This window comes from Deinococcus peraridilitoris DSM 19664, from assembly GCF_000317835.1.
Lineage (GTDB): Bacteria > Deinococcota > Deinococci > Deinococcales > Deinococcaceae > Deinococcus_A > Deinococcus_A peraridilitoris.
The window spans coordinates 1,819,575-1,845,032 of the sequence record NC_019793.1 but is presented as its reverse complement, the minus strand read 5'-3'; the positions used below and the strand labels follow the sequence as shown (position 1 = coordinate 1,845,032).

Genomic DNA, 25,458 nt, shown 5'->3' with positions numbered 1-25,458 from the left:
AGGGCACTCCGAACGGCCCGAAACGCACTACAATCGTGCTCGTGATCGTGACGATTGACGGCGTGGCCGCCAGCGGAAAATCCAGCGTGGCTGCCCGCGTCGCCCAGCAACTGAATCTGCCGTTCGTGAGCAGCGGCCTGCTCTACCGCGCCGTGGCGCGGCTGGCCCTCAAGCACGACGTACCGACGCAGGACCAGGAGGCGCTGCTGCGGCTGCTCGACTCGCATGCCCTGGAGCTGCGTCCGTACGCTCAGGGCAACGAGGTGTGGTGCGAAGGAGAAGACCTCACGCACGAACTGCACACTGCCGAAGTCGACGCGGCCGTTTCGCGCGTCGCCCAGCACTCCCAATTGAGGGCCTGGGTGAATGAGCAGTTGCGGGCGCTGCCTGAACCCTTCGTGGTTGAAGGGCGTGACATGGGCACGGCAGTCTTTCCGCAGGCAAGTGTCAAGTTCTACCTCACCGCCTCGGCGCGCGTACGGGCCGAGCGGCGTGCCGGGGAGCGCACCGGGGACGTCGACGCCGTAGAAGCCGCGCTGCGCGAGCGCGACCGTCACGACGCCGCGCAGTCACGTCCGGCGCCGGACGCGCTGCTGCTCGATACCAGCAACCTGAGCCTCGACGAAGTCGTTTCGTGCATTCTGAAAGCGGTACCTGCATGACCAGACCCAAAAAGGCCACCCAAGGACAGGCGGCGTCCAACACCAAGCGGATCAATCCGGTCATGTACGAACTGGTGCAGCTGGCCACCGGCATTCCGATCCTGCTGGGCGGAGGCCTCAACGTCGAAGGCCGCGAACATATTCCCCGGCAGGGCCGGGTGGTCATCGCCGGGAGTCACACCCTGTCGCTCGACCCGTTCGCCATTTCGCACGCCATGCCTCGTGGTCGGCGTATTCAGTACATGGCCAAAAAAGAGCTGTTCGACAACCCCTTTCTGGGCTTCGTGATCGGCACCGGTGGCAGCTTTCCAGTCGACCGCACCGGCAACGATGTCGGCGCCATTCGCACGGCCCTGCGCATCCTGCAGGCCGAAGGGGCGCTGGGAATCTTTCCGCAGGGCACGCGGGGTGGCACGGCTTTGCAGGGAGGCGCGGCCCTGATCGCCCTCAAGGGCAAGGCGCCCATCGTGCCGGCCAGCGTGCGCTATGACCGCGCCAAACGGCGCTGGTTCGTGCGCTTCGGACCGCCCATCGCGCCGGAAGGCAAAGTGGCCGAGCTGACCGAGAAGATCAGGGAAGCGTTGCGGACACTGGAATGATCTGACTGACTGGAAACTCAGCAAGAAGGCGCACGACAGGAGGATGTCATGAAGGTCTTGTTCATCGGTGGTACCGGCATCATCAGCTCGGCCTGCACAGAACTGGCCCTTTCACGCGGAATCGAGCTGTATTTGCTCCATCGTGGCCAGACTTCGCTGAGGCCCGTCCCAGAAGGGGCGCGGGTGCTGCAAGGCGATATTCGTGATCCCGAGTCGGCCCGCGCCGCGCTGGGTGAGCACACTTTTGACGCGGTGGTGAACTGGGTCGCCTTCACACCCGAGCACGTCGAGACCGATCTGGCGCTTTTCGAGGGGCGCACGGGGCAGTACGTGTTCATCAGCTCCGCTTCGGCGTATCAGACGCCGCCCGTGCATCTGCCCGTGACGGAATCGACTCCGCTGATCAATCCTTTCTGGCAGTACTCGCGCAACAAGATCGCCTGCGAGGAACGCCTGATGCGTGCTTACCGCGAACAGAATTTTCCGATCACCATCGTGCGGCCCTCGCACACCTACGACCAGACGCTCCTGCCGATGGATGGCGGTTATACGGTCGTGCGGCGCATGCGGCAGGGCAAGAAGGTCATCGTGCACGGCGACGGCACCTCACTGTGGGTGCTCACGCACCACCGGGATTTTGCGCTCGGATTCGTGGGGCTGCTCGGCAATCCGCACGCCCTTGGAGATACCTTTCACATCACCTCCGACGAGCTGCTGACCTGGAACCAGATTTTCGAGACGGTCGCCCGGGCAGCGGGCACGACCGTGCAGATCGTGCACGTGCCCTCCGCCCGTATCGCCGCCGCCGACCCCGAGTGGGGTGCGGGTCTGCTGGGCGACAAGGCGCACAGCATGATCTTCGACAACACCAAGATCAAGCGGGTGGTGCCGGAATACCGGGCGGTCATTCCCTTCGCGCGTGGCGCCGAGGAAATCATGGCCTGGTACGACGCCGACCCGGCGCGCCAGAAACACGACGAGCGCCTCGACCGCCTGATGGACGACCTGATCGCCGAAAGCTGAGCCTGCTGATGTCGGCTGATGAGAAGCGGTCAGCTTCGCTTTTACGCCCTTTGCTATCCTGAGGACGTGAAAATCACGCGTCACACCCGGCAGCGCCAGGCGGTGCTCGATGTGTTGCGCCAGACCCGCACCCATCCGGACGCCGCCTGGATTTTTCAGGAAGTTCGCACGGTGGTGCCCAACGTCAGCCTTGGCACCGTCTACCGCGCTTTGGACGCCCTGGCGCGCGAAGGGGTCATTACCACCATCGAACGGGCCGGTGAGCGGGCCCGTTATGACTACAAGCACACCGACCATCACCATGTGGTCTGCCGGTCATGCGGCGCGATTTTCGACGTGGACTGTGCCGCGCCTCCTCCGCTGACGAGCGCTCAGCTTCCTGCCGGATTTCGCCTGACCGAGGTGGTGCTGGAGTTTCATGGGGTGTGCGCGAGCTGCCACGAGGACGCGCAGAACTGACATTCCTGCCTGACCTTATGGTCTATCCACACGGCGAGCGACGTCCATGTGCGGCGCGAACCCCGGTTCCTGAAGGCGCCTCAAGCGCTCAAGGCATTCCGGCGCTACTTTTATCGCGTGCAGGCTGCACGCCCTGTTCGGTGGCAATGAAGTGCATGCGCACGTCATGCGTCTCGCCTGGAAGTTCGGGCAGCAGCAAGGCCGAGCCGGTCACGCCGATCAGGGGCACGCGGAGCGCTGGCAGCAGGCGGTCATAAAATCCACCGCCGTACCCCAGGCGCACTCCGTACACATCGAACGCCAGGCCGGGCACCAGCACCGCTTCGATGTCCTGGTGCGGTACCTGTGGCGCGTGTGGCGGGGGCTCCAGAATACCGAGCTTGCCCCGCTGCGTGGCACTTGCCCAGGGATGCAGGGTGAGGTGCGGTGCGGGGCGCCACCGGGCGCGGGTGGTAAACAGTTCGAACCCTGAGGCCAGCGCGTCCACGCTGGGTTCACCGCCAAAAGCCCGGTAAGCCAGAACCCGACGGATGTTGCGCGACCGCAGCCACGCCGCCAGGTGGGCGGTCAGGAGGGGAGAGACATCGGGAAGCCCGGCGCGTCGTGCCTTGGCCCAGACGCGCAGGGAGGCTTTGGTCGGGGCGGCCTGCATGTTAGATGGTTCCTCCTGGGAAAGGTCGCCCTTCTGCTTGGCCGTGCCAGGCGGCTTGAACGGCGTTCGGCGGTATGGCTTCAGCGGTACTGGGCGATATCGCGCAGGTGGGCCGCGTACGTGGCATTGACGCGGAATTCGCCTTTTTTGCCGTGCAGGAAGTACAGCGCGTCTTTGCCGTTCACGCTGCGCTGGGGATTCAGGACGGCGAGCAGCGCTTCCTGACCGGGATTGTTGATAGGGCCCTGAGGCAAACCGGCACGAGTGTAGGTGTTGTAGGGCGTATCGCGGGTGAAGTCGCCCTCATAGCGGTTGAGCTGCGGCAAGTCCTTGCCGAGGCCGTACGCCACGGTCGGGTCGGATCCCAGGGTCATGCGCAACTCCAGCCGGTTGAGAAACACGCCGGCAATCAGGGCCATCTCTCCGGAGTGGCCGGCCTCGGCCTGCACCATGCTGGCCAGCGTCACCCAGCCGTACACGTCCAGACCCAGCTTTGTGGCTTTCTCGATGCGTTCGGGCGTGAATTCGCGGTTCATGCGTTCAGTCAGGGCCCGGACGATTTCCTGTGGGCTCGCTTCGGGTCGGAAGGGGTAAGTCGCGGGATACAGGAAGCCCTCCAGCGACTTCCGGGCGTACGGGCTTGCCTTGACGTCGTTCAGTGCCGTGCGCAGCGCTTGGGCGCTGCCAAGTCCTGCTTTTTCGATGATGCCTGGCAGGTCTTTCAGGCGTTTGCCTTCGGGAATCGTGACGGTCACGATGCGGGGCCGACCAGGCCGGGCGAGGGTGTCGGCCACCTCGAAGGCGCTCATGTCCCCTGTAAAGTCGTACAGCCCATCGCGCAAGTTCGCGGCGCTGCCACGAAAGCGCATGATGGCGCGCAGGGCGTCTGCCGACTTGACGATGCCGCGCTGCTGCAACTCGGCTGCGACCCGCGCGAGGCTGGCGCCGGGTTTGACTTCCAGGGTGGTGTTCGCGCCTCCCGCCGGGCGGGTCAGATTATGCACGTAGAAGCCCACGGCGCCGCCCGCCAGCAGCAGCAGCGCAAAAAACACCAGCACAAGGCGGCCCAGCAGCTTCATTCTCGCCACTCCGGCTTGGCGTGGCTGCCTTGCGCCACCATCTCGTGGCGCGCGAGACGGCCACGCAGATCCTCGTCGATCGGTGCGCGCGCGCCGAAGCGGCTGACCACCCAACCGGCCACGTCCGTCGCGCAGCGGGCCGCTGCCAGTGGATCGCCGAAACGCAGCAGGTGCCCCAGGTAGGCGCCACCAAACGCGTCACCGGCTCCTGTCGCGTCGATCACGTGATCGCGCGTGGCGGGCACGTGGATTGGCGCTCCCTCCCGGAGGCCCAGCAGCGCACCTTGCGCGTCGAGCTTGAGGGCCACTTCTGCCTGGGCAAAGCGCTCACGCAGCCATCCCAGCATGGCGTGCGGCTCGCTCTCACCGCTGATGGCGCGCGCTTCGTCAGCGTTGGGCAGCAGCAAATCGAAAGGAATCTGGTCCATCAGGTGCAGAAAGCTGTCACGTCCGAACTGCTGAATCATCTGGAAGCTGCCCGGATCGAGCGACACCGTCGCGCCCGCTGCCTTGGCCAGCTGGGCGGCGTGCAGGGCCGCACCGCGTGGCGGATCTGAAAACAGGCTCCAGGCCGTCAGGTGCACGTGCCGTGCCGTTTGCAGCGCTTCGGTGGGCAGTTCCCACGGTTGCAGGTACCAGTCGGCACCCTGACCGGAAAGCATTGCGCGCTGACCGGTGTGATCGATCAGGGCGAGAATCACCCCGGTGGGGTGCTCGTCGGTCGTCACGATATGAGGCGTGACGCCTTCGGCTTCGAGGTCCAGCACGGCCAGCTGACCGAAGCGGTCCTGCCCGATCTTGCCGCTGAAGCCGGTCGGGTACCCGACGCGCGCGGACCATACCGCGAGGTTCGCGGCGCTGCCGCCGCCGGACAGTTCCAACTGCCCGGTGGTGTCGCCGCCCGGCAGCAGCAGGGTGTCGGGTTTGGCGAGAACATCCCAGGCGAGGTCACCCAGGGCAAGCAGCGGCGCGCGGTCAGAAGCGGACATCACCGTGTATCATAGCGAGCCCGGCGTGAGCAGAAGGGTGCTTCGCGTGATCGGCCGTGTCATTCGGTCCCGAGCAGCGCTTCAATCCGCGCGGCGCGCTGCAGCACCAGCTCGCGCGTGTCACCCACCACGTTCACGTGCCCCAGCTTGCGTCCTGGCACGTTGTCCTTGTGGTAGAGGTGCAGGTGCGCGCCTTCTTCACGCAGGAGTGCCTGCCAGTCCGGCGCTTTTGCGCTCCAGCCGAGCAGGTTCACCATGGCGCACGGCCTCAGCGGTGCGAAATCCTGCAGCGGCAAATCCAGCACTGCGCGCAACTGCGCCTCGAACTGGCTGATCCCCCCGCCGTTCTGGGTCAGGTGGCCGCTGTTGTGAACGCGCGGCGCGATCTCGTTCACCAGCAGCTTTCCGCCTTCGAGCTCGAAAAACTCGAAGGTGAGCAGCCCTTCGAGCTGCCAGGCCTGCGCGGCCGTGGCGGCCATCTCGCGGGCACGACGGGCGGTGTCGGCGCTGGAGGCGGCCGGAAAGACCGAGCGGCGCAGAATGCCGCCTTGGTGTTCGTTTTCGATCAAACCACCAAAAGCGAGTTCTCCCGCCGGATTGCGCGCCACGGCCAGACTGACTTCGCGTACAAAGGGCACGACGCCTTCCAGTACGCACTCGGCGTTCAGATCCGCCAAGGCCTGTCGCAGCTCTCCAGCCGAGCGAACCCGGTGCTGACCCTTGCCGTCGTAGCCCAGTTCGGCAGTCTTGAGGATTCCCTCGCCGCCCACGGCCAACAGCGCCTCCTCGGCCTGCTGCACGTCATGCAGCGGCCAGAAGGGTGCCGTTTCGAGCCCCAGTGCCTGCAGCGCCTGTTTTTCACGCACACGGTGGCGGGAGCGCTCCAGAATCTCGGGGGCCGGACGAACGGGTACTTGGCCGTTCAGGTAAGTCAGGGCCTGCACTGGCACGTTCTCGAATTCCAGTGTCACCACGTCACACTGCGCCAGCGTCTCCAGCGCCTCTTGGTCGGTGTAGTCGGCGGCCAGGTGAAGGGCGGCGAGCCGTGCGGGTGCCTGGTGCGACGGCTCGAGGATTTGCGTCTGAACGCCCAGCGGTACACCGGCCAGCGCGAGCATCTGGGCCAGCTGCCCGCCCCCCAGAATCCCGACGGTGCGCTTCACGCCTCGCCCGCCTCGGGGTAACCCTCGAAGAAAGGCTCCGCCAGGACCGCGTCCGTCTGGCGGGCCCGGTACGCGTTCAGCTGCTCGCGCACCTGCGCGTCCTCGGCGGCGAGCATGGCCGCCGCGAACAGCGCGGCGTTGCGCGCCCCCGCCGTGCCGATGGCGAAAGTGGCCACGGGCACGCCGGCCGGCATCTGCACGATCGACAGCAGCGAGTCGAGTCCGCTGAGCGCCCTGGACTGCACGGGCACGCCCAGCACCGGCACCCGGGTAAAGGCGGCCAGCATGCCCGGCAGGTGCGCGGCGCCGCCGGCGCCCGCGATGATCGCACGTAAATTCAGCCGCTCGGCACGCGCTGCGTAGCTTTGCAGCAGTGCCGGGGTGCGGTGCGCCGAGAGTACCCGGACCTCGAAGCCCACACCGAGTTCGCGCAGCACCTCCAGAGCCCCCTGCAGGGTTTCAAAATCGCTGCGGCTGCCCATCACGACGCCGACCTGAGCCGAAGTTTCCAAAGCACTTCTCACGCGACCTATCATAAGGGGCCGCGGGGTCCACCGGCCCCAGGACCAAACAGCGCAGACCCTGTCGGCACTTTTAACCCATGACCACGCCTCACGAATGGCTTTTTCACAGGACACGCGCGGGCGCGCCTCGTGACCCGGCGCGTTCCCGTGCGTTGCTCGACGCCCTGGGCGCACCCGACAAAGCGTTTGACACCATCCGTGTGGTGGGCACAAACGGTAAGGGTTCGACCTGCGCGATGCTCGAAGCAGGCCTGCTGGCCGCCGGAGAGCGCGTGGGGCGCTTTACCTCCCCGCACCTGGAGCGCTTCGAGGAGCGGATACGGGTGAACGGTCAGGAAATTTCGGCAGAAGACACCGCGGTCTTCGTTCAGTGGGCGCGGCAGCACGCTCCGGGTGAGCCTTTTTTTGATCTGGCCCTGGCTCTGGCCGTCAGCACGTTCGCGCGTTTCGGCGTGACGACCGCGGTCGTCGAGGCTGGCGTGGGCGGGCAGAGCGACGCGACCCACGCCCTGGGTCACGTGCGTGCGGTGCTGCTCACCAACGTCGCCCTGGACCACACCGCGACCCTGGGTCCGACCATTGCCGCGATCGCCCGGGACAAGGCCGGCGCCGCGCGACCTGGCGTGCCCCTGCTGACCACCGCAACCGGGGAAGCCCTCGCCGTGATTCGTGAGGTGGCCGCCCTGCGCGGCGCGCCGCTGTTGACCCCCCAATCACACCCACAGCTGTTCTTTCTGCCCGCTCCGCCGCGACTGCGGGGCGCGCATCAGGCGGACAACGCCCGGCTGGCCCTGGCGACGCTGCGGCTGCTGGGCTTTGAGGCGGGAGAGAAAGTCGCCCTGAGCGCCACGCACCCCGGACGGCTGGAGCGCTTCGAGGTTCAGGGGCGTGAAGTGTGGCTGGATGGAGCTCACAATCCGCACGCGGCTCGGGCGCTGGCTGCTGCGGTCGGGAGCGTGCATACCCTGCTGTTTGGCGCCTTTGGCCGCAAGGCGGTCGCGGACATGCTGACCGAGTTGAGCCCGCTCGCCCGTGAGCGGGTGTTCACCTGCCCGGGTGAGGGTGCAGCGTCGCCCGCCGAGCTGGCAGCCGCCTACGCCGGACACGCGGAGAACGATCCACGACAGGCCCTGAAGCGGGCGGTTCGGCTGACTCCCCGAGGTGAGCGGCTGCTGGTGACGGGAAGCCTGTACCTCGTGGGAACGATTCGGACTTTTCTGATCGGCGGACAGGCACTCTTCCACGACCAGCCCTGACACACTCCTGAAAGCCCAAGGGTGGCAATACAAAGTAAGGACGGGACGGCCCGTGGGCCGTCCCGTGTCATCGTTCAGCGGACGTTTAAAGGTCGCCTTGACGCTCGCGGTCCTCGACAATCTTGCCGAGAATAAAGAAGGTCGGGGGCCACTCGCCGACGAACAGCCCGGTGTGCTGGCCTTCGGTGCCCGTCTTGGTCTTGCCCGTCAGGTAAGACGCGGCCGACGCGGTAATGGAGATAAAGCCGAGGGCGTACAGGATGGTCGATAGTTTCATGGGTGTCCTCCTGCTCAACTTATAGATGGCACAAAAATAGGAGGCATTGGAGCAAGGTGAACGGGTCTTGCTTTTTGCGCCGGACCACCTCGACGCGACGACGCGCCCGATTGCGCGTGCAGCGCTGTTTAGCGGCAAACGAGTGCGCTTGACGCTAAACAGCAGATGAACGCAGTGGAAACGCTTCCTGCACTCATTTCTGCCGGGGCCGGTTCCTGAGGGTGTCCACCCGAGGAATGGGATGCCGAGGAGGCATGCACAGGGGGCGTCAGCGGAAAGCCCGTACGCTTCCGTGTGCCATGTCCTGAAAGCCTGGAGGTTCTGATGATCGATACGCTGACCTGCCACTGGGTTCCCAATACCGTCGACCGTGTATTGGTGGTCACGACGCATGAAAAGGCCGAAGTGCACATCGACCGGATACGGCGCGTGCTGGGCTGCGAAGCACTTGAAGCCCTCTACCTGCGCGGTCACTTTGCGCTGAGCACCTCGGGGCGCGCGACCTCACAGGCGATGCAGGCGCTGACAGCTTCATCCATTACCTTCGCCCAGGCCGCCGACTGACCGGAGGAACGTCCGGTTCCGTCGCTGCGCCGGGCGTCTTGTATGACGAACTGCGGTCTGCAGGATTGATAAGCCGAACTTAACCTGTTTTGACCGTGAGTCTGGCAATCACTTCCTACCGTGAGGGTGCACGAGGAGGAGCGTATGCCGGACACCACCGTCATCAAAGTCAATTCACACCACTCGCCCAAAGGAGCCATGGGGCAGAAGTACCTTGCCAGTGGCAAGGCCATGTCGATGCGCCTGTGGGAAAACGAGCAGGGCTCTGACAACGATCTGCACGCGCGGGACTACGAAACAGTCGGTTTCGTGATTTCGGGTCGTGCGGAACTGCACGTCGAGGGTTCGACGGTCGTGCTGGAGCCGGGCGACTCCTGGGTGGTGCCGCAAGGCGCGAAGCACAAATACAACATCCTCGAAGCCTTTACGGCCGTCGAGGCGACCCACCCACCCGCCCAGGTCCACGGGCGCGACGAAAAATAACGGATTCAGAAAGGGCTGGACGTGCCGGCGGGCGGCACGTCCAGCCCTCAGCCTCTGGCGGTCTTGCGTTCGCAGTGAACGGGTCGGGCACGGACGTCTCCAGGTCAGGAACCCGAGGTCAGGAACAATCGGCACAGCGTTTTTGTCAGTGCGACCGGTCGTCGCGCAGCAGTCCTCTGTCTACGGCCCGGTCCAGCAGCTCCAGCGCGAATGACCACATCACCGGCGAGGTGGCCGCCACCGGAGCGATCCGCCGTACCACCTGGGAATGGGTGATGCCGTTGCGCACCCAGCTCACGCCCCCGCTGTAGTAGTTCTGCACGAGCGGCAGCAGACGGTCCACCGCGTTCGCGTACTGGGCCTCGGGCGTGACCCCCTCCTCGAACTCCCTCCACAGGGCAGTCCAGCGGTCACGCTGCCCTGTGGGAAGCAGGCCGAAGAGTCGCCTTGCCGCAGCCTGCTCGCGTTCCTCTTTGTCGGCGTAGCCGGCCGTGTCGTACGCGAAGGTGTCACCGGCGTCGATTTCCACGATGTCGTGCAGCAACAGCAGCTGAATGACCCGGGCGAGGTCGGGTCTGGGTTCCGGCGTGTATTCGTGCATCAGCATCGCGAACATGCTGATGTGCCAGCTGTGTTCGGCGCTGTTTTCCCGACGGGCCCCGTCAAGGGTGAGGGTATGGCGCAGCACGCCTTTCAGACGGTCGATCTCAGCGATAAAGGCCACCTGCCCTGACAGGCGGGCATCGTCCAGCCAGCTTTCCGTTCGGGATGCGTCGGTCACGCGAGTACTGTAAAGCGCCAACCCGACGGCGCGCGAAGTTCAACGGGGAATACCAGGGTGGCCTGGCTGACTGAGCGAAGCAGTCAACGCCGAACGGAAGGAGCGTGCTCGGCTGTCCGTGAGGACGTCTGGGCCGGGTTTCCGGTGGCCTGGTCATTTTTGCACGGGTCCCCGGAAGGCTTTTGCTAGGTTGAAATCAGCGCTACAGCGCGATGAAACCCACGCCAACCGTGAGCGGCCGTGGGCTGCTTTGTCGCGCCAAGCGGCAGGGCGAGACTTCAAGGAAGCGGAGCGTGTCGGTGTTGAGCGATCATTTGGGAGTTGGCTGGGCTTTTCCGGTCGGGGTAAACGCACGGGGCCGCATCGCGATGGTGCACGGAGAACGCGCGGTGGAACAGTCCATCCTGATGATCCTCATGACCCCCAAAGGACAGCGGGTGATGCGCCCGGACTTCGGTTGTCAGATTCACGACCTGCTCTTCGCGCCCAACGACGCGAGCACGCTCGGTCTGGCGTCCTTTTATGTGGACGAGGCGTTGCGGACCTGGGAAAGCCGCATCGAGGTGCTTCAGGTGAGTGCCCGGGCAGATGACGACCATCCCGAGCGCATCGTGCTCGACATCCGCTACCGTCTGCGCGCCCAGCAGACCGAGCACGCCCTGGTTTTTCCGTTCGACCGTCTGCCCACCGAAGCCGTGATGAGGTAAGTATGCCGCTGCCCACCGTGAACCTGGATGACCGCCGCTTCGACGACATCGTCGCGCAGGCCAAGCAACTGATTCCGCAATACTGCCCGGAATGGACCGATCACCATACCTCTGACCCGGGCATCGCCCTGATCGAGGTGTTCGCCTGGATGACCGATCTGTTGCTGCACCGCGTCAACCAGGTGCCCGACAAGATGTTCATCAAGTTTCTCGAAATGGTCGGCGTGGCGCTCGATCCACCGCGCGCGGCCGTCGCGCCGGTCACTTTTTATCTCTCGGCACCTCAGGAGCGCCCGCTGGTCATTCCGGCAGGAACCGAGGTGGCCACGGTGCGCACCGAGGTGTCTGACGCCATCGTGTACTTGACCGAGCAGGTTCTGACCATTCGCGTACCACGTCTGACCGGTGCCTTCACTGCCAACGCGCTGCACGGTGAGGGCGCGGCCACCACCATTCATGATCTGACGCGGCTGGGTGTGCTGGGCTACAAGGCACCGGTGTTTTCGCCCGAGCCTCGTGCGGGTGACGCCTTTTACCTGTCGTTCGCTGACGATCACAGCCAGCACGTGCTCGCCGTGGTCATGGCCTGCGAAGTGGCCGGCGGTGCGGGCGTGAATCCCAAAGAGCCCCCGTTCGTGTGGGAAGCCTGGCAGGGTGGACTCAACCGCTGGGTGGCCTGCACGGTGGAATATGACGGCACGGCCGCATTCAACGTCTCAGGAGAGGTGATCGTGCGCCTGCCCGGCATGGCCGAGGAGGAATTCTTCGGTCAGCGTGGCTTCTGGCTGCGTTGCCGTCTGACGAGCGAGCAGAATTATGCTGGATACAAAGTCTCGCCGGACATCGAAGGACTGCGCATCGAAGCGCGCGGTGCCACCGTCACGGCGCGCCACTCGATCGTGGTCCAGGGCGAAGTGCTGGGCCGCAGCGACGGCACGCCCGGGCAGTCGTTCAAGCTGCTCTACAGCCCGGTGCTGTGGCTCGATCCTGAAACGGACGTCGTGGTGAGCGAGCTGCCCGGCGAGGGCAATGTTTCCTGGCACAGCGTGGCAGACTTCGCGGACAGTGGTCCTGAGGATCACCACTTCAAGCTCGATTACAGCGACGGCACCATCACTTTCGCCCCGGCCCTGCTGCAACCCGACGGTACGGTCTACCGTTTTGGCGCGGTGCCGCCCAAAGGCGCGACGCTGCGCATGCAGCGCTATTGCTACAGCGGGGGGGTGATCGGCAACGTCCCGGCGCAGGCCATCTCGGTGCTGAAATCCTCGATTCCTTACGTGGCGCGCGTGGTGAACCACGCGCGTGCCCTGGGGGGACGCAACGCCCAGAGCCTCGAAGACGCCATGATCAAAGTGCCGCGCGTGCTGCGCACCCGCACCCGCGCCGTGACCGCCGACGACTTCGAATTTCTGGCCCAGCAGGTCGAAGGAGTAGCGCGCGCCCGCTGCGTGACGCCGCACCACGCTTCCCAGACGAGCGGGGTGGGTTATCCGGGTCAGATTCGTGCGCTCGACGTGCAGCCCGGACAGGTGAGCGTCGTGGTGCTGCCCCGCATCGAGGTTCCCGCCGGGCGCATCGCGCCCGATCTGCTGACCCTGTCGGCCGAACTGCGCGCCAGCGTGCAGAGCTTTCTCGACGAGCGCCGTCTGGTGGGCACTTCGCTGGAGGTGCGCTCTCCGCAGCTGTTCTGGGTATCCGTGCACAGCCTGCTGCGTGTCCCGAGCGGCGCTTCGCGGGGATTGCGCGCGGACGTCAAGCGTCAGGCCGAAGAAGCGCTCTACCGCTATCTCAATCCGCACCTGGGTGCCAGCGGGCGCGGCTGGGAATTCGGGCGCTCACTGGCGGTGGCTGAACTGTACAGCCTGCTGCGCTCGATTTTCGGAGTGGACTTCGTCGAGGACGTGCAGTTGTTCCTGACCCAGCCCGGGCAACCCGAGTCGCGCCAGCCAGCCGCAGGTCAGCTGCCGCTGCCCCCGCAGGGCCTGATCGTTTCCGATCAGCACACGGTCCTGGTGGAGTGACCGAGGTGACGCGACTTCACTTCAACGCCGCACCGCCTGCGGGCGCGATCATCTTCGTGTCCGCAGGGGTCTGCGGACACGAGGCAATTCGAACTGCTTCCGGCATGGGACCAGCCCTTTCGGAGCGGGTATGAGCGGTCAGCTGTTCGTGCAGCTGCAGGGTGAGACCGTCAAGATGCTCGCGCTGGACATGAACCTGCTCTCGATCGGGCGCACCCCTGACAACGGCCTCGCCCTGCCCCATCCCTCGGTGGCGATCCGGCACGCCGAAGTGCGGCGTCTGCAGGATCAGGTCATCATCACCGACCTTGGCGCGGGGGACACCTTCTTGTCGGGAAAACGCCTGACGCCTCACCAGCCGCAGGTCCTGGATGACGGCGCAGTACTGCAGGTCGGGCCGTACGTGATCACCTACACGCTGGTGCAGCATGTGCCTGCCTCCCTTCACAGTGCCGATCCGCTGCCCCCCGAGTCACTCGATGACCTGCGCTTCGTGCCCCTGCAGCCTCCCCGCGCGAGGTATCCCGCACTCCCCGCTGAGGGTGCCGCGAGTTCTTACCTGAGTTACCTGCCGGCCCTGTTCACCGAGTCGGACTTCGCCGGACGCCTGCTGCAGATTTTCGAGAACGTCTGGGAGCCTTTGCAGCATCGCCAGGACTTTGTCGACATGTATTTCGATCCGGCCACTTGCCCCGAGCCATTTTTGAACTGGTTCGCCGAGTGGATGGGCCTGAGCGTCGATCCGCACTGGCCCGAATCGCGCCGGCGGCAGTGGCTGAGAGAAGCCATCAATCTGCAGCGCTGGCGCGGAACGCGCTATGGCCTGATGCGCATGCTGGAAATCTGCTGCGGCGTGACGCCGCGCGTGGTCGAAGATCCACACCGACCTTACCACCTGCTCTTCGTGCTGCCCGACCCGGCGGGAGAACAGGACGTCACCCGCGAGAACATCGAACAGGTGATCGCGCAGCACGTCCCGGCCCACGTGATGTACGAGGTGAGGTACGTATGACGCCCGCGTCCAGTTTCCGCTCTTTTCCCGCCCGCCACGCGGCGTCCGGTGGGGCAGCACGCTTCCAGAACACGAAATGGTGTCACACATGATCAATCAAGGCTCGGTTTACGAAGGCTACCGGCTGCAGCGCGCTCTCGGTCAGGGCTGGCTTGGTGCGGTGCACGCTGCGCAGGACCTCGACGCGGGTGACCTGATGGCGCTCCGGATCATCGCGCCCGAACACCTCGGGCAGCCGCAGCTTCTGGCACAGCTTTCCCGTCTGATCGACAAGGTGCACCGCCTGAAGCATCCCGGAATTCTGGAAGTCGGACGCCTGGTCGAAACTGAACACCGCGCGTACTACGCCATGACCCTGGCGCAAAGCGGCTCCGTGCGGCAACTGCTGCAAAGTGTGGCGCGTGAAGGACAGTACCTCGATCTGCTCGTCACGGTGGAGCTGGTCCGTCAGGCGGCGGCAGCGCTCGATTTCGCACACCGGGCCGACCTGATGCACGGCAACCTGCGCCCCGAGAATGTGCTGGTGCAGCCGGGCCGCGCCTTGCTGGGACGCCCTTCTTATACCGTGCAGCTCGGCGACTTCGGCGTGGGAGAGCTGCGCGCCTTCACCTACGGCACCCATGACCGCCTGATCGTCACGGCGCCTGCGTACATGTCCCCCGAACAGTGCCGCGGTGTGCGCGGCGAGCAGCGCAGCGACGTGTACGCGCTGGGAGTCGTTCTTTACGAACTGCTGACGGGGATGGTGCCCTTCGAGACGCGTGACCCGGCCGACGCCCTGGAAAAGCATCAGCACGTCGCGCCGATTCCACCCGGTCAGATCCGCCGCGACCTTCCCGAAGACCTCGAGGAAATCGTGCTGACCTGTCTGGCCAAGGCGCCCGAGTACCGCTACCCGACGGCAGGTGACCTCGAAGCGGCCCTGCAGGGGGTCCTGAACCGCCTGATGCCGCAGGGTCCGAATCCCACGGTGGTGCTTCCCGAGCTGCCCCCCTTCGGTCCGCCCCCCTTCGATCCGCCCCGGGACCGGGCCAAAGATCCCCGCCTGGTGATCCTGGACCGTGAAGGCCGCGTGCTGCGCGTCGAGACCCTGGCAGGGCAAACAACCACGCTGGGCCGCTCGGGCAAGAACGACGTGGTACTCGATCATCCAGGTGTCTCGCGTCATCACCTGAATGTGGAAGTGGAGGGAGAGAAGGTCTTCGTGACCGACCTCAGTTCCACCAACGGCACCCGGCTCGACCGCCTGAAGCTGCCGGCCATGAAACGCGTGCCTTGGGCTTACGGCAGCCTGCTGCACCTGGAGCCTCACTGGATCGCGCTGATCGCGCCTCAGAAAATTGCGCCGCCCGCGCGCATCAGCGTGTCCAGTGAAAGCACACTGACCCTGGTTCCCGGCGAGACGTACAGCCTGAACGTGCAACTGGCGAACACGGGCCGCACCGTCGATCACTTCATGGTGTCGGTGGAAGGGGTGGCGAAAGAATGGATTCTCAACGCTTTTCACGAAGTGCAGCTCAATCCCGGCACCCGCGGTGAGAGCGCTTTGCAGGTGCGGGTACCACGCAGCCCGGAGGCCCGGGCCGGGGAATACCCGGTCAGGGTGATTGCGTGTTCACGCGAGAATCCCGAAGAGGTGGGCTTCTCGCCGATGACCTGGACCGTTGCTCCGTTCACCAGCACCACCGTGGACGTTTTGCCCAAAAAACGCAGTGCCTGGTTCTCTACCCGCTACGAGCTGCGTATCACCAACGGAGGCAACCTGCCCGTCACGTACTCGAGCAGCGTGCGCGACGACGAGGACGCCCTGAGGCTGGAATCTCCCCTCAGCATGACGCGCGTGCCGACAGGCGGTGACCTGTCCCATGCCCTGCCATGGCGGCTGATGGTGTCCACCTGGAGCCGGCAACTGCGCGAAGGCGTCGGCAAGGTGCGTGTGGCCCCCCTCTCGCAGGATGTGCTGGTAAACCCCGGTGAGAGTTACGGTGAACCCATCAGGGTGAGGCTGCCTCCCCGCTGGATTGGCACGGTGCGCCGTCACAGCCTTCAGGTCGGCGTGCAGAGCAATCAGGACCGGCCAGGTCCGGTCACGGTCAACTTGCAGCACAACCCGTTGCTGCCCGTGTGGTGGGTGCCGTTTCTGCTGGCCGTGGGAGCGTTTGGCTTCTTCTGGGCCACGCGCCCGCCGAGCATCGTGGAGTTCGAGGCTTCCCCCAAGAATCCGCCGCTGGGACAACCCTTCACGGTCCGCTGGGAAACCCACAACGCCCGCCGCGTGAAGCTGATGGACCAGGAATTGCCGGCCGGCACGGACGGCAAAGGAAGTTTCACGGTGCCCGGCCTGAGCGAGGCGACCGAGCTGAAGCTGACGGCTTACAGCCGCTTCAAGAATGCCCACAAAGCCCTGCTGGTGACTCCGAAGCTGCCCGCGCCGGTCATCGAGCGCTTCGAGGTGTCGTCCCTGAGCGCCCCCGTCGGCGACACCGTGACAGTGCGCTGGAAGGTGGCCAACGTCAAAAGCGTGACGCTGGAGCCCTTCGGCACCGTCGACGCCAGCGGTGAAGCCAAACGCAAGATCACGGCGGACATGGCCTTTCGCCTGCTGGCCTCCTCAGGAGGTGAGAACGTGGTGCGCAACGTCGAGGTCAAGGTGCTGGCCCCGGTGATCGAGCTCTTCAAGGTGACCCCGGAAAATGCCGAGGTCGGACAGACCGTCACCATCCGCTGGAAGGTCGCGCACGCCACCAGCGTCACCATTGATCCCCTGGGAACGGTGGGCGCGAGCGGCCAGACCCAGCTGACCGCCCAGCAGAACACCGTGTACCGTATTACCGCGGCCAACGGTCAGGCCAGCGTGTCGAGCAGCGGGGCCGTGAGCGTCGTGGCCCGCGCTCCCCGGGTGGTGGCGTTCACGGTCAACCCGGTGAACGTGAAACCCGGGGAGCGCTACACCCTGAGCTGGCAGACCCAGGACGCCTCCAGCGTCGAACTGAGCGGTCCTGGCGGCTCGCAGTCGCTGGCCGCCAGCGGCAGCGTCGTGCAGCGCGCACCCGGTCTGGCGGCTCCCGTGACCCTCAACCTGATCGCGCGCAACGCGCAGGGTCAGCAGGATGCCCGGTCGGTCAGCATGCTGGTCGTCGCGCCTCCCGAAGTACCCGTGGTGACCAAAGCGCCCATCGTGCCGCCAGCTTCGGTCCCGGCTCCGGTGCCGCCCCCCGCGCCAGCAATCAAGGCGCCACCGGTTCCGGCGCAGCCCCCCACACGGCCCGAGATCAAGCTGTTCAGCGTCTCGGCCAGGGAAGTCACCAAAGGAGACAAGGTCACCTTGAAGTGGCAGGTCGGCGGGGTCGGCAAAGTCACGCTGGAGCCGCTGGGGAAGAGCTTCCCGGCGCAGGGATCGGTCACGGTGCCCGTTTCGCGCAACACCACCTACATCCTCAGCACGGGTGGAAACGATCCGGTGCAGGCCCGGCAGGTGGTGACGCTCAAAGCAGTACTTCCTGCTCCGAAGCCGCTTCCCGCGCCGCTCCCGGTTGCTGCTCCCAAACCGGCCCCGAAGCCTGCACCTGCGCTCAAGCCCGCACCTGCACCGAAGTCCGCCACGGTCTCGACGCCCACGGCCCTACCCACACCGGTCACTCCTGCGCCGACGCCTGCCGCGATTCTCAGTTTCACCGCCAGCGACGTCAACGTCACCGCTGGCAGCAGCGTGACGCTGTCGTGGAACGTGCAGCACGCCAAAGAGGTCAGCATCAGTGGTCTGGGAGATGTCGAGGAGCAGGGAAGTCAGGATGTCGTGGTCATGCGCTCGACCAGTTACCTGCTGCGTGCCCGGGGTGAAGACGGCAAGTCGATCACCAAAACCGTACGGGTCAGCGCCGAGCGCCTGGCCGCGTCCAGATCGCAAATTCTGCCGGGCAGCGCCGTCCTGAACGGCACCTGGCAGCACAGTTTCGGCCGCCTGACCTTGCAGATCGACGGCAGCGACGTCACCGGAAGCTTCATGAACGACCGGACGGGAGAGCAGGGCGCCGTCAAAGGCAAGCTGATTCAGGGAGGTTCTTCTGCCTTCACCCTGAACGCCCGGATTCTGCTGGACAACAAGCCCGAGGAGAACATCGCCTTCGTGGTGTCGTTCAACGAAGAACTCAACGCCTTTTTTGGACCGTACAGCTCGCGCGCCGCACGTGAACGCTGGTGTGGCTGGCGACCGGGCGGCACGCCCCCCGCGGAGTGCCAGGGAAACTGAAGTGACACCACGGGCCCGGTCTTCCCGGCCCGTGGCGCAATTTGCAGCGCAGGCCCCGGTGCGCGCAGTGACAATGTCCGGCAGACAGCGCTCGCAAGACAGCGTCAGCAAGGAAAGGCGTCGCGACGCTGGATCAACGAAGCAGAAAAGTGCACGAAGCAGGAGAAAGACATGTCGAACGGTCAGCTGGTCAAAGCGTCCATCAAACCCGTGAACCCCGAAGGTGAAGCGATCGAGTTCATGTTCAACCCCAAAGAGTACACCCTCAGCAAGACCGCCAACTGGCCCGAATCGAGCAGCAGCACCTCGGACGCCGGGCAGAAGAACTTCGCGGGCGGCAAGGGCGCGACGCTCAGCCTGCAGCTGTTCTTCGATACCTACCTGCACCGCCGTGGACGCGCGATGGACAGCGTGGAGGACGTGCGGGTCTACACCGACCGGCTGTGGCAGCTGCTGCACATCGACCAGCAGACCAAAGACCCCAAGACCGACAAGAGCAAGCCACCCGAAGTGCTGTTTCAGTGGGGCAGCACCTGGCACTTCAAGGCGGTCATTCAGAGCATGCAGCAGCAGTTCACGCTGTTCATGCCGAGCGGCATGCCGGTGCGGGCGATGGTGACGCTGGAACTGCAGCAAAGCGCGGATGCCAAACTCATGCCGACCGGTCCCAGCACCTACCAGATCAGTGAGCAGACCCGCCGCGCGTCCGGCAACACCAACACCGACCTGCGCAAGACGCACACGGGGAGTGACAGGTGAGCGCCGGGCGGAGCGTGGACGGCGCCATCTCGCACTTCTACCTGAAGTTCGACGGACAGGACGCACCCGTCGAGACCATGCGCCGCCTGCGGGAAGTAACGGTCGAAAGCAGCCTGCACCTGCCGGACGTGGCCACGGTCATCTTCCGGGACCCGGAATTGAGGCTGATCGACGATGACGTGTTCAAGCTGGGCGCCACGCTGGTGGTCAGCACCCGCATCGGCGAACGACAGGGTGAACTGTTCGACGGCGAGATCGTCGAAATCGAGCCGCGTTTCACGCTGCACGACCAGTTTCTGGTGATTCGCGCCTTCGACCGCCTGCACCGCCTGGCGCGCGGTACGTTTGCGCGCTCTTTTCAGAACGTCAGCGACATGGACCTGGTCCGCAAGATCGCCGGTGAGGTCGGCCTGACCGCCGAAACGGGCAGCGCGAGCTTCGTGCACGACTACGTGTTTCAGAACAACCAGACCAACCTGGCTTTTTTGCAGGAGCGCGCCGCGCGGCTGGGTTACCTGCTCTACGCCGACGGCACCCGGTTGCACTGCGTGCCTCCCAAGGCCGATTCGGACGCGGTGGAACTCAAGTGGGGCGTCAACCTGTCGGAATTTCTGCCACGCCTGAGCAGCCTGGATCAGCCTGCCAGGACCATGACGCGCAGCTGGGACCCCAAAACCAAGCAGGCGATTCTGGGTCAGGCTGCTGCAGCCGAGGGAACTCCAAAGGTCGGTGAGCGCCGAACCACGGAGGATGTCACGCAGGCTTTCGGAGCCCGGCCCACCCACACCGTGACGCAGCACGTCGTGCGTCAGCAGGGCCTGGCCGACGCCCTGGCACAGGCGACAGCCAACCGCGCCGCCGAGCGGCTGATCGAGGCCAGCGGGGTGTGTGGTGGCAATCCCGCCATTACCGCCGGCGTGCCGCTCAAGATCACTGCGGTGGGGGACCGTTTCGGTGGCACCTATTATGTCTCGACGGCCGTTCACAGCTACCACGCCGAGGGCGGTTACACCACCGAGTTTCAGGTGTCCGGTCAGCAGGCCTCGGGTATTGTGGCGACGCTGGGCGCGGGAAAACGTGAGACCACCCAGATGGGGCTCGCCATTGGCATCGTGACCAACAACCAGGACCCGCAGGGCTGGGGCCGCGTGAAGGTGAAGTATCCCGGCCTGACCGACGAGCACGAAAGCGACTGGGCACGGGTGGCCAGCATGGGCGGGGGCGCTGCTCGGGGTCTCATGGCCTTGCCGGAAGTCAACGATGAGGTCATCGTCGGTTTCGAGATGGGCGACATTCACCATCCGTACGTGCTGGGTGGTCTGTGGAACGGCCCCGACGCACCGCCCAAAGCAAACAGCGAGATCGTTCAGGGAGGCAAGGTGACCCAGCGCCTGCTGCGCTCACGGCGCGGCCACCAGCTGACGTTCGATGACTCTGACGACAAGCCCTTCGTGCAGCTGGAAAGCGCGCGCGGCCACCGGCTGACCCTGAGTGACAGGGCGGGTGACGAGCATATCCTGATCGAAGACCGGGCCGGGAACCGGATCAGGTTCGACACCAGGAGCAATGCCCTCAGCGTCGACGTGGCAGGCAACGTCACGGTGACTGCTCAGGGCAAGGTGGAGCTGCAGGCCATGGCGTCCATCAAGGCGCAGGCGCCGAACATCGAGCTGAACGGGAGCGCCACCGTCAAGATCACCGGCGGCGTCGTGGAAGTGCAGGGCGGCCTGATCAAGCTGAACTGACGGCGCCGGGTGGCCGCTCAGTGCAAGACGACCCGGTAATCACCTGGCAGTGACCTCGCGTTGTGCCAGGCGTTGCTGCCGGGAAGCCGCACCTGCAGCGCGCGGGCTTCCTCGCTGCCGACGCGCAGAAAAAAGGCGCCGCCCGCATCGGTGGTGGTGACGCTGAGGCCGCCCTCCAGCCGTACCTCGGCCCCCGCCACGCCACGCCCGTCCGGGGCGAGCAGCTGCCAGCCGAAACGGGTCCGCTCCCCGGCAATGTCGCCGGTGTCGCTGCGCCGGAAGCTGGTTTCCTGGCCCAGTACGAGCGGCGTGTGAAACTCGATGTTCAGATCGAGCGGCACGGTCAGCACGTAGTGCAGCGACGGGCGGGCGTGGTTGCCCAGGCCGCTCCAGACGTCTGACAGTCGGGCGTTGTGATCGGGCTGGGAAACAGAACCCAGGATACCCACGTCCAGCGCCCGCACGCTTTCGGGCAGGTCGGCCTCGGCCCATTCGGCGTGGCGCATCAGGGTTGCCAGAACCCGCCAGAGCAGCAGCCATTCCTGCTCGTCCATCTCGCCGACCTGTGACTTGAAAAAGACGTTCACGAGGTACTTCAGGTCCATGCGGCGCGGCCTGAGGCGGCGCGAGTCGAACTGGCCGTTCCGGCGTACATCGAGGTCGTGACTGCGCAGGCGCACGTTCTCGATCATGTCGTACAGGTAGAAGTTGATGGTGGGACGGTTCACGCCCGACGTGAACTCACGGGTGGGCGCGGCGAAGCGGACGTCGACCTCGGCGGGAGGAAGGCGGGCGTCGCGGTAGATCATGGCCCTCAGGGCGTCCTGAATCGAACCGATCATGGTCGTTTCCGACTGTAGCTTATGGTTATCACGACGGCGCGCGAGATTGAGCAGGCCGACTTTACTTGCGCGGGCGCTTGAAGAAAAACTGCTGACCCAGGTCCGAGCGGGTGGAGGAGACGAGTTCCCAACCCTGCGCGCCCAGCACGTTCATGACGCCCGAGAGCAGGTACACGCCCGGCGTGGCCTTGCCGCCGAGCTTTTCGAGCAGTTCTTTGGGAGAAGCGGCGTCGACGGCGCGCTTTTCAAGTGCCCACTGGTAGGTGCCGCGCGCGTCGAACAGCAGCACGCCGTACTCCCACCTGGGTGGTGCGGAGGACGGCGCGGCAGAAGCGACAGTGCACAGCGCAAAGGTCATGGCAGTCAGGGTGCGGTTCATGCCCTGACCTTAAAACGCCCGGGCAGGTGCGGCAACGGCGCAGGACCCAGTTGTGCCGCCCTGTTACAGGCTCTCGCCGTCCTCGAGGGTGAAGCCGATCTTGACGGTCACCTGATAATGCGCGATGTTGCCCTCGGCGAGGTGGCCGCGCGTTTCGACCACCTCGAACCAGCGCATGTGGCGGATGGTTTTCGAGGCGCGTGACACGGCGTTCTGAATGGCGGCTTCGATGCCGTCCGGTGACGATCCGACCAACTCCACGATCTTGTAGACGTGCTCACTCATGCAGTGCTCCCTTCGGCCAAGCGCGGGCGACGAGGACGGGCTTCCCGGCTTGCGTGCGGTCATTGTACGAACGCGCCCGAGGGGGTTGATTCCACTGGTGGAGTGAAACGCCCATGATTTCTTCACGGCTGCGCCTTGAACGTGATGTTCCTCAGCGAGGTCCGTGCGAGCCTGTGGTGGAATTTTTGCCGCTCCGCCACGAGGACATGTCGAGGCCCAGACGGATCATCATGATCAACAGGCCACCCAGCAGACCGAAAGGAGCGACCCACGGCGTCAGCCAGACATCGGGCAGCAGCAGCCCAGCGAACAGCAGGGCACTCCCGAAGAACGTCAGCTGCACCGAGCTGCGTTTGGTGGTGGCGTACCAGGCGCGCTTGCGCTCGGGAGTCCACGTGTCGACGCGTTCGAACCGTCCGCCCGGGTGGGCTTTTCCGAGGACGTTGCCCAGCAGCGCGAAGATGATGCCGACGGCAATGATGACGGTGCGGGGCACCTCCCAGTCGAACACCATGCGCAGCGTCAGCAGGGCAGCGGTGACGCCCATCACCAGCCGAACCGTGCGCAGGACGGTGGCGTTCCGCGCTCCGTGCGCGCTGAAACGCTCCACGGCGAGCATCAGCAAGGCGTTGCCCAGCAGCAGGCCAGGAAGGAGCAGGAGGCCTTCGGCGCGGCTGCCGAAGCGGTCGGGTTCACCGTTCAGGCCCCAGTGCACCGGAATGACTTCGGGGCTACGGGGCCACAGGTAGGCGCTCGCGGCGAAGGTCACGGCGAAGGCGAGCAGTGTCGGCCACTCTTTGCGGAGGTCGTTGCGTCGGATCATGTCTTCTCCTCGTTTTCCCTGGGCGTATCGCGTCCGAACAACTCGAACAGGCCGGACAGGACGTCTTCGAAAACGGTGGTGTGCAGGCGGTAGATGACGGTGGTGCCGCGTTTTTCGGTGACGACCAGATCGGCGGCCTTCAGGACGGCAAAATGTCCGCTGAGGGTGCTTTTGTTGAGCGCAAAGAGCGCGGCGAGCTCTCCGGCGCTTTTCTCGCCTTCCTTGAGGACCCGCAGAATTTCACGTCGTGTCGGGTCCGCCAGGGCCTTGAAGACGTCGTTCATACGTGCAGCCTGGAGGCCAGATTGGCCGGCTGGCGCTCGAGGTGGGCGGTGCGGGTGGGGGGCATGGGTGCTCCTGCGGAAAAATGTGAAGGAGAAGCGCTCTGGCCTCAGACCGCGAGGGGCGCGAGCAGCCAGAACAGAACGTGCGTGAAGGCGTGGGCGCTCATACCAGCTTCGAGGCTGCGGCGCCAGAACAGCCAGCCGTACCAGAGTCCACCGATGGCGTTCAGCACGATGGTGCGGACGACAAGCAGGAGATCGAGGGGCGCGAGGCTGGCGACGGCGGGCAGGTGACCGAGCCCGAAGAGCAGCGCGGCGACAATGATGGCCGTCCAGAAGACCCAGGGCGCGGGTTGCGCGGCGCGGCGTTGCAGGGTGCGCCACAGCGCCCAGGCGATGAGGGACATCACGCCCCAGCGCATCAGCAGTTCCTCGGTGACGCCGCCGTAGAGCAGGGCGCTGGCGCGCGAGGCGAGCGTGACGGTCTGGCTTTGCACGGCGCTCTGCCAGGCTTCGCTGAGGTGCGGGCGAAAGGCGCGGTCGAGCAGGAGGATGCCCAGGACGACGGGCACCGTGCCGAGCAGCGCCAGGGGAAGCTGTGAGCGCAGCGCGGGCCACAAGGGCTGCCCGTGGAGGGTCCGGCCGAGCAGCAGCGAGCGGCTGTTCAGGGCAGGGGAGACGATCGTGCCGAGGGCGACGATCACGCCGAGCTGAACGGCGCTTTGCGCGACGACCAGCGTGATGAGCAGGGCGAGCGGTGGTGTGGGGGCGGTGCTGCCCGCCATCAGGGAGGAGAGGGTCGGGCCGAGCGTGGGGACGAGGGAGAGCACGCCGAGCAGACCGAGCGGGTAAAGGCTGAGAAAGGCGCGCAGAAAGGGTCTGGAGGTAGGGGCGTTCAGGCTGGTCATGCGTCTCCTGGGAAGCTGGTGATTGTTTGATATTTTGCTAATTTGGAAAATACCGAATTAACCAAAGAATGTCAAGCGCGACCTTCCCCTTCCAGTCCAAGAGCGCTCGGGTAAAGTTTGAACAGACCCCGCTTGCTCTACAGGAGACTCCATGACCGAAATGCAAGTCGATATCAACGCCGACGCCGGTGAGTCCTACGGCGCCTGGCCGATGGGCCGCGACCACGAACTCTTTCCCTTTCTCAGTTCGGTCAACCTCGCCTGCGGCTTTCACGCCGGCGACCCCCTGACCATGCAGCGCACCGTCGCGCTGGCACGCGAACACGGCGTCGCGGTTGGCGCGCACCCCGGTTACCCCGACCGGGTGGGGTTCGGACGGCGCGACCTGGCCGCCGGAGCAGACGAACTGTACGCCGACACCCTCTACCAGATCGGCGCGCTGCAGGCGTTCGTGCAGACAGGGGGCCTGAGACTCAGCCACGTCAAACCGCACGGCGCGCTGTACCTGCGCATGCTGCGCGACGAAGTGACCGCGCGCGCCGTCGCCGAAGCCGTCAAGGCCTACGATCCTGGCCTGCCCTTTTTCGTCCTGAGCGGCAGCCTGATGGAACGCGTGGCGCGCGAACTCGGTCTGCCCGTGGTACTGGAAGTCTTTCCGGACCGCGCCTACCTGAGCGACGGCCGTCTGGCGGGCCGCGACCTGGCGGGATCGGTCATCCGCGATCCCGCCGAGGCGGCCCGCCGCGCCGTGATGATGGTCACGCAGGGCCGCGTGCAGGCCCTGGACGGCGGCTGGGTCGAGCTGCAGGCCGAAACCCTCTGCATTCACGGTGACAACCCCGAAGCGCCTGACATCGCGCGCACCGTGCGCCAGGCCCTGGAAGCCGAGGGCGTGCGGGTCCGCGCGCACTCGCAGCGCTGAGGAGGCCC

The 25,458-nt window shown here is 65.5% G+C and carries 27 protein-coding genes; 14 read left to right on the top strand and 13 right to left on the bottom strand.

All coding sequences use genetic code 11. From position 1 onward, the window contains the following. Positions 1–41: 41 nt before the first annotated feature. The 4 genes from cmk to DEIPE_RS09045 are packed head-to-tail and all read left to right on the top strand — an operon-like array spanning position 42 to position 2,743. Entirely contained in the window at positions 42–662 is a 621-nt protein-coding gene (gene cmk, locus DEIPE_RS09060; protein ID WP_041231352.1) for a (d)CMP kinase, read from the top strand. After that, positions 659–1,261, top strand: coding sequence for a lysophospholipid acyltransferase family protein (locus DEIPE_RS09055; RefSeq protein ID WP_015235671.1), 603 nt, complete (start codon positions 659–661; stop codon positions 1,259–1,261). The genes cmk and DEIPE_RS09055 overlap by 4 nt, the downstream gene beginning before the upstream one ends. A 48-nt stretch (positions 1,262–1,309) precedes the next feature. Then, positions 1,310–2,284, top strand: a complete 975-nt coding sequence (locus tag DEIPE_RS09050; RefSeq protein ID WP_015235670.1) for an SDR family oxidoreductase — start codon at positions 1,310–1,312, stop codon at positions 2,282–2,284. Positions 2,285–2,302: 18 nt separating this feature from the next. Then, positions 2,303–2,743, top strand: coding sequence for a Fur family transcriptional regulator (locus DEIPE_RS09045; RefSeq protein ID WP_015235669.1), 441 nt, complete (start codon positions 2,303–2,305; stop codon positions 2,741–2,743). An 88-nt stretch (positions 2,744–2,831) separates the two neighbouring features. On the opposite strand, the gene DEIPE_RS09040 is transcribed toward DEIPE_RS09045, so the two are convergent. From DEIPE_RS09040 to purE, 5 genes are all read right to left on the bottom strand, one after another. Then, positions 2,832–3,395, bottom strand: coding sequence for a 5-formyltetrahydrofolate cyclo-ligase (locus DEIPE_RS09040; protein ID WP_015235668.1), 564 nt, complete (start codon positions 3,393–3,395; stop codon positions 2,832–2,834). Positions 3,396–3,475: 80 nt separating this feature from the next. Then, on the bottom strand, positions 3,476–4,474 hold the full coding sequence (gene mltG, locus DEIPE_RS09035; RefSeq protein WP_015235667.1) for an endolytic transglycosylase MltG: 999 nt from the start codon (positions 4,472–4,474) through the stop codon (positions 3,476–3,478). Next, positions 4,471–5,463: a carbohydrate kinase family protein gene (locus DEIPE_RS09030; RefSeq protein ID WP_015235666.1), complete on the bottom strand. Its 993-nt coding sequence runs from the start codon at positions 5,461–5,463 to the stop codon at positions 4,471–4,473. Before DEIPE_RS09030 ends, mltG begins: the two co-directional genes overlap by 4 nt. A 59-nt stretch (positions 5,464–5,522) precedes the next feature. Continuing rightward, on the bottom strand, positions 5,523–6,626 hold the full coding sequence (purK, locus tag DEIPE_RS09025) for a 5-(carboxyamino)imidazole ribonucleotide synthase (protein ID WP_015235665.1): 1,104 nt from the start codon (positions 6,624–6,626) through the stop codon (positions 5,523–5,525). Then, positions 6,623–7,108, bottom strand: coding sequence for a 5-(carboxyamino)imidazole ribonucleotide mutase (gene purE, locus DEIPE_RS09020; RefSeq protein WP_041231349.1), 486 nt, complete (start codon positions 7,106–7,108; stop codon positions 6,623–6,625). The genes purK and purE overlap by 4 nt, the downstream gene beginning before the upstream one ends. 119 nt (positions 7,109–7,227) lie before the next feature. Between purE and DEIPE_RS09015 the strand changes: the two genes are divergently transcribed. Next, entirely contained in the window at positions 7,228–8,406 is a 1,179-nt protein-coding gene (locus DEIPE_RS09015) for a bifunctional folylpolyglutamate synthase/dihydrofolate synthase (protein WP_015235663.1), read from the top strand. 85 nt (positions 8,407–8,491) lie between these two features. On the opposite strand, the gene DEIPE_RS09010 is transcribed toward DEIPE_RS09015, so the two are convergent. After that, the gene (locus tag DEIPE_RS09010; RefSeq protein WP_015235662.1) at positions 8,492–8,683 is read right to left on the bottom strand and encodes a hypothetical protein; all 192 of its coding nucleotides are present in this window, start codon (positions 8,681–8,683) and stop codon (positions 8,492–8,494) included. 324 nt (positions 8,684–9,007) lie between these two features. Here DEIPE_RS09010 and DEIPE_RS09005 point away from each other — a divergent pair, with 324 nt between their 5' ends. Both DEIPE_RS09005 and DEIPE_RS09000 read left to right on the top strand, forming a co-directional pair. Next, a complete protein-coding gene (locus tag DEIPE_RS09005; RefSeq protein WP_015235661.1) occupies positions 9,008–9,247 on the top strand; it encodes a hypothetical protein in 240 nt (79 codons plus the stop codon). Positions 9,248–9,391: 144 nt separating this feature from the next. Then, entirely contained in the window at positions 9,392–9,730 is a 339-nt protein-coding gene (locus DEIPE_RS09000; protein WP_015235660.1) for a cupin domain-containing protein, read from the top strand. A 145-nt stretch (positions 9,731–9,875) separates the two neighbouring features. Here DEIPE_RS09000 and DEIPE_RS08995 read toward each other — a convergent pair whose 3' ends face one another. Beyond that, the gene (locus DEIPE_RS08995) at positions 9,876–10,511 is read right to left on the bottom strand and encodes an HD domain-containing protein (protein WP_015235659.1); all 636 of its coding nucleotides are present in this window, start codon (positions 10,509–10,511) and stop codon (positions 9,876–9,878) included. Positions 10,512–10,804: 293 nt separating this feature from the next. Here DEIPE_RS08995 and DEIPE_RS08990 point away from each other — a divergent pair, with 293 nt between their 5' ends. From DEIPE_RS08990 to DEIPE_RS08965, 6 genes are all read left to right on the top strand, one after another. Continuing rightward, a complete protein-coding gene (locus DEIPE_RS08990; RefSeq protein ID WP_015235658.1) occupies positions 10,805–11,218 on the top strand; it encodes a GPW/gp25 family protein in 414 nt (137 codons plus the stop codon). Positions 11,219–11,220: 2 nt separating this feature from the next. Beyond that, positions 11,221–13,242: a putative baseplate assembly protein gene (locus DEIPE_RS08985; protein WP_015235657.1), complete on the top strand. Its 2,022-nt coding sequence runs from the start codon at positions 11,221–11,223 to the stop codon at positions 13,240–13,242. A gap of 130 nt (positions 13,243–13,372) precedes the next feature. Further along, the gene (locus DEIPE_RS08980; RefSeq protein WP_015235656.1) at positions 13,373–14,254 is read left to right on the top strand and encodes a phage tail protein I; all 882 of its coding nucleotides are present in this window, start codon (positions 13,373–13,375) and stop codon (positions 14,252–14,254) included. Between the two features lie 88 nt (positions 14,255–14,342). Next, on the top strand, positions 14,343–18,503 hold the full coding sequence (locus DEIPE_RS08975) for an FHA domain-containing serine/threonine-protein kinase (RefSeq protein WP_015235655.1): 4,161 nt from the start codon (positions 14,343–14,345) through the stop codon (positions 18,501–18,503). Positions 18,504–18,674: 171 nt separating this feature from the next. After that, on the top strand, positions 18,675–19,262 hold the full coding sequence (locus DEIPE_RS08970; protein WP_015235654.1) for a CIS tube protein: 588 nt from the start codon (positions 18,675–18,677) through the stop codon (positions 19,260–19,262). Beyond that, positions 19,259–21,007, top strand: a complete 1,749-nt coding sequence (locus DEIPE_RS08965; RefSeq protein ID WP_015235653.1) for a VgrG-related protein — start codon at positions 19,259–19,261, stop codon at positions 21,005–21,007. Before DEIPE_RS08970 ends, DEIPE_RS08965 begins: the two co-directional genes overlap by 4 nt. Positions 21,008–21,024: 17 nt before the next feature. On the opposite strand, the gene DEIPE_RS08960 is transcribed toward DEIPE_RS08965, so the two are convergent. The 6 genes from DEIPE_RS08960 to DEIPE_RS08935 form a co-directional block, all read right to left on the bottom strand. Further along, the gene (locus tag DEIPE_RS08960) at positions 21,025–21,849 is read right to left on the bottom strand and encodes a Pvc16 family protein (RefSeq protein ID WP_015235652.1); all 825 of its coding nucleotides are present in this window, start codon (positions 21,847–21,849) and stop codon (positions 21,025–21,027) included. Positions 21,850–21,910: 61 nt separating this feature from the next. Beyond that, positions 21,911–22,228: a hypothetical protein gene (locus DEIPE_RS08955; protein WP_015235651.1), complete on the bottom strand. Its 318-nt coding sequence runs from the start codon at positions 22,226–22,228 to the stop codon at positions 21,911–21,913. 63 nt (positions 22,229–22,291) lie between these two features. Next, the gene (locus DEIPE_RS08950; RefSeq protein WP_015235650.1) at positions 22,292–22,513 is read right to left on the bottom strand and encodes a dodecin; all 222 of its coding nucleotides are present in this window, start codon (positions 22,511–22,513) and stop codon (positions 22,292–22,294) included. A gap of 151 nt (positions 22,514–22,664) precedes the next feature. Then, entirely contained in the window at positions 22,665–23,336 is a 672-nt protein-coding gene (locus tag DEIPE_RS22160; protein ID WP_015235649.1) for a DUF1648 domain-containing protein, read from the bottom strand. Beyond that, positions 23,333–23,620 carry an autorepressor SdpR family transcription factor gene (locus tag DEIPE_RS08940; RefSeq protein WP_015235648.1) on the bottom strand — a complete coding sequence of 96 codons (288 nt, stop codon included), beginning with the start codon at positions 23,618–23,620 and terminating at the stop codon, positions 23,333–23,335. The genes DEIPE_RS22160 and DEIPE_RS08940 overlap by 4 nt, the downstream gene beginning before the upstream one ends. A gap of 107 nt (positions 23,621–23,727) precedes the next feature. Then, entirely contained in the window at positions 23,728–24,528 is an 801-nt protein-coding gene (locus DEIPE_RS08935; RefSeq protein ID WP_015235647.1) for a CPBP family intramembrane glutamic endopeptidase, read from the bottom strand. A gap of 151 nt (positions 24,529–24,679) precedes the next feature. Here DEIPE_RS08935 and DEIPE_RS08930 point away from each other — a divergent pair, with 151 nt between their 5' ends. Next, the gene (locus DEIPE_RS08930; protein WP_015235646.1) at positions 24,680–25,450 is read left to right on the top strand and encodes a LamB/YcsF family protein; all 771 of its coding nucleotides are present in this window, start codon (positions 24,680–24,682) and stop codon (positions 25,448–25,450) included. Positions 25,451–25,458: the final 8 nt, after the last annotated feature.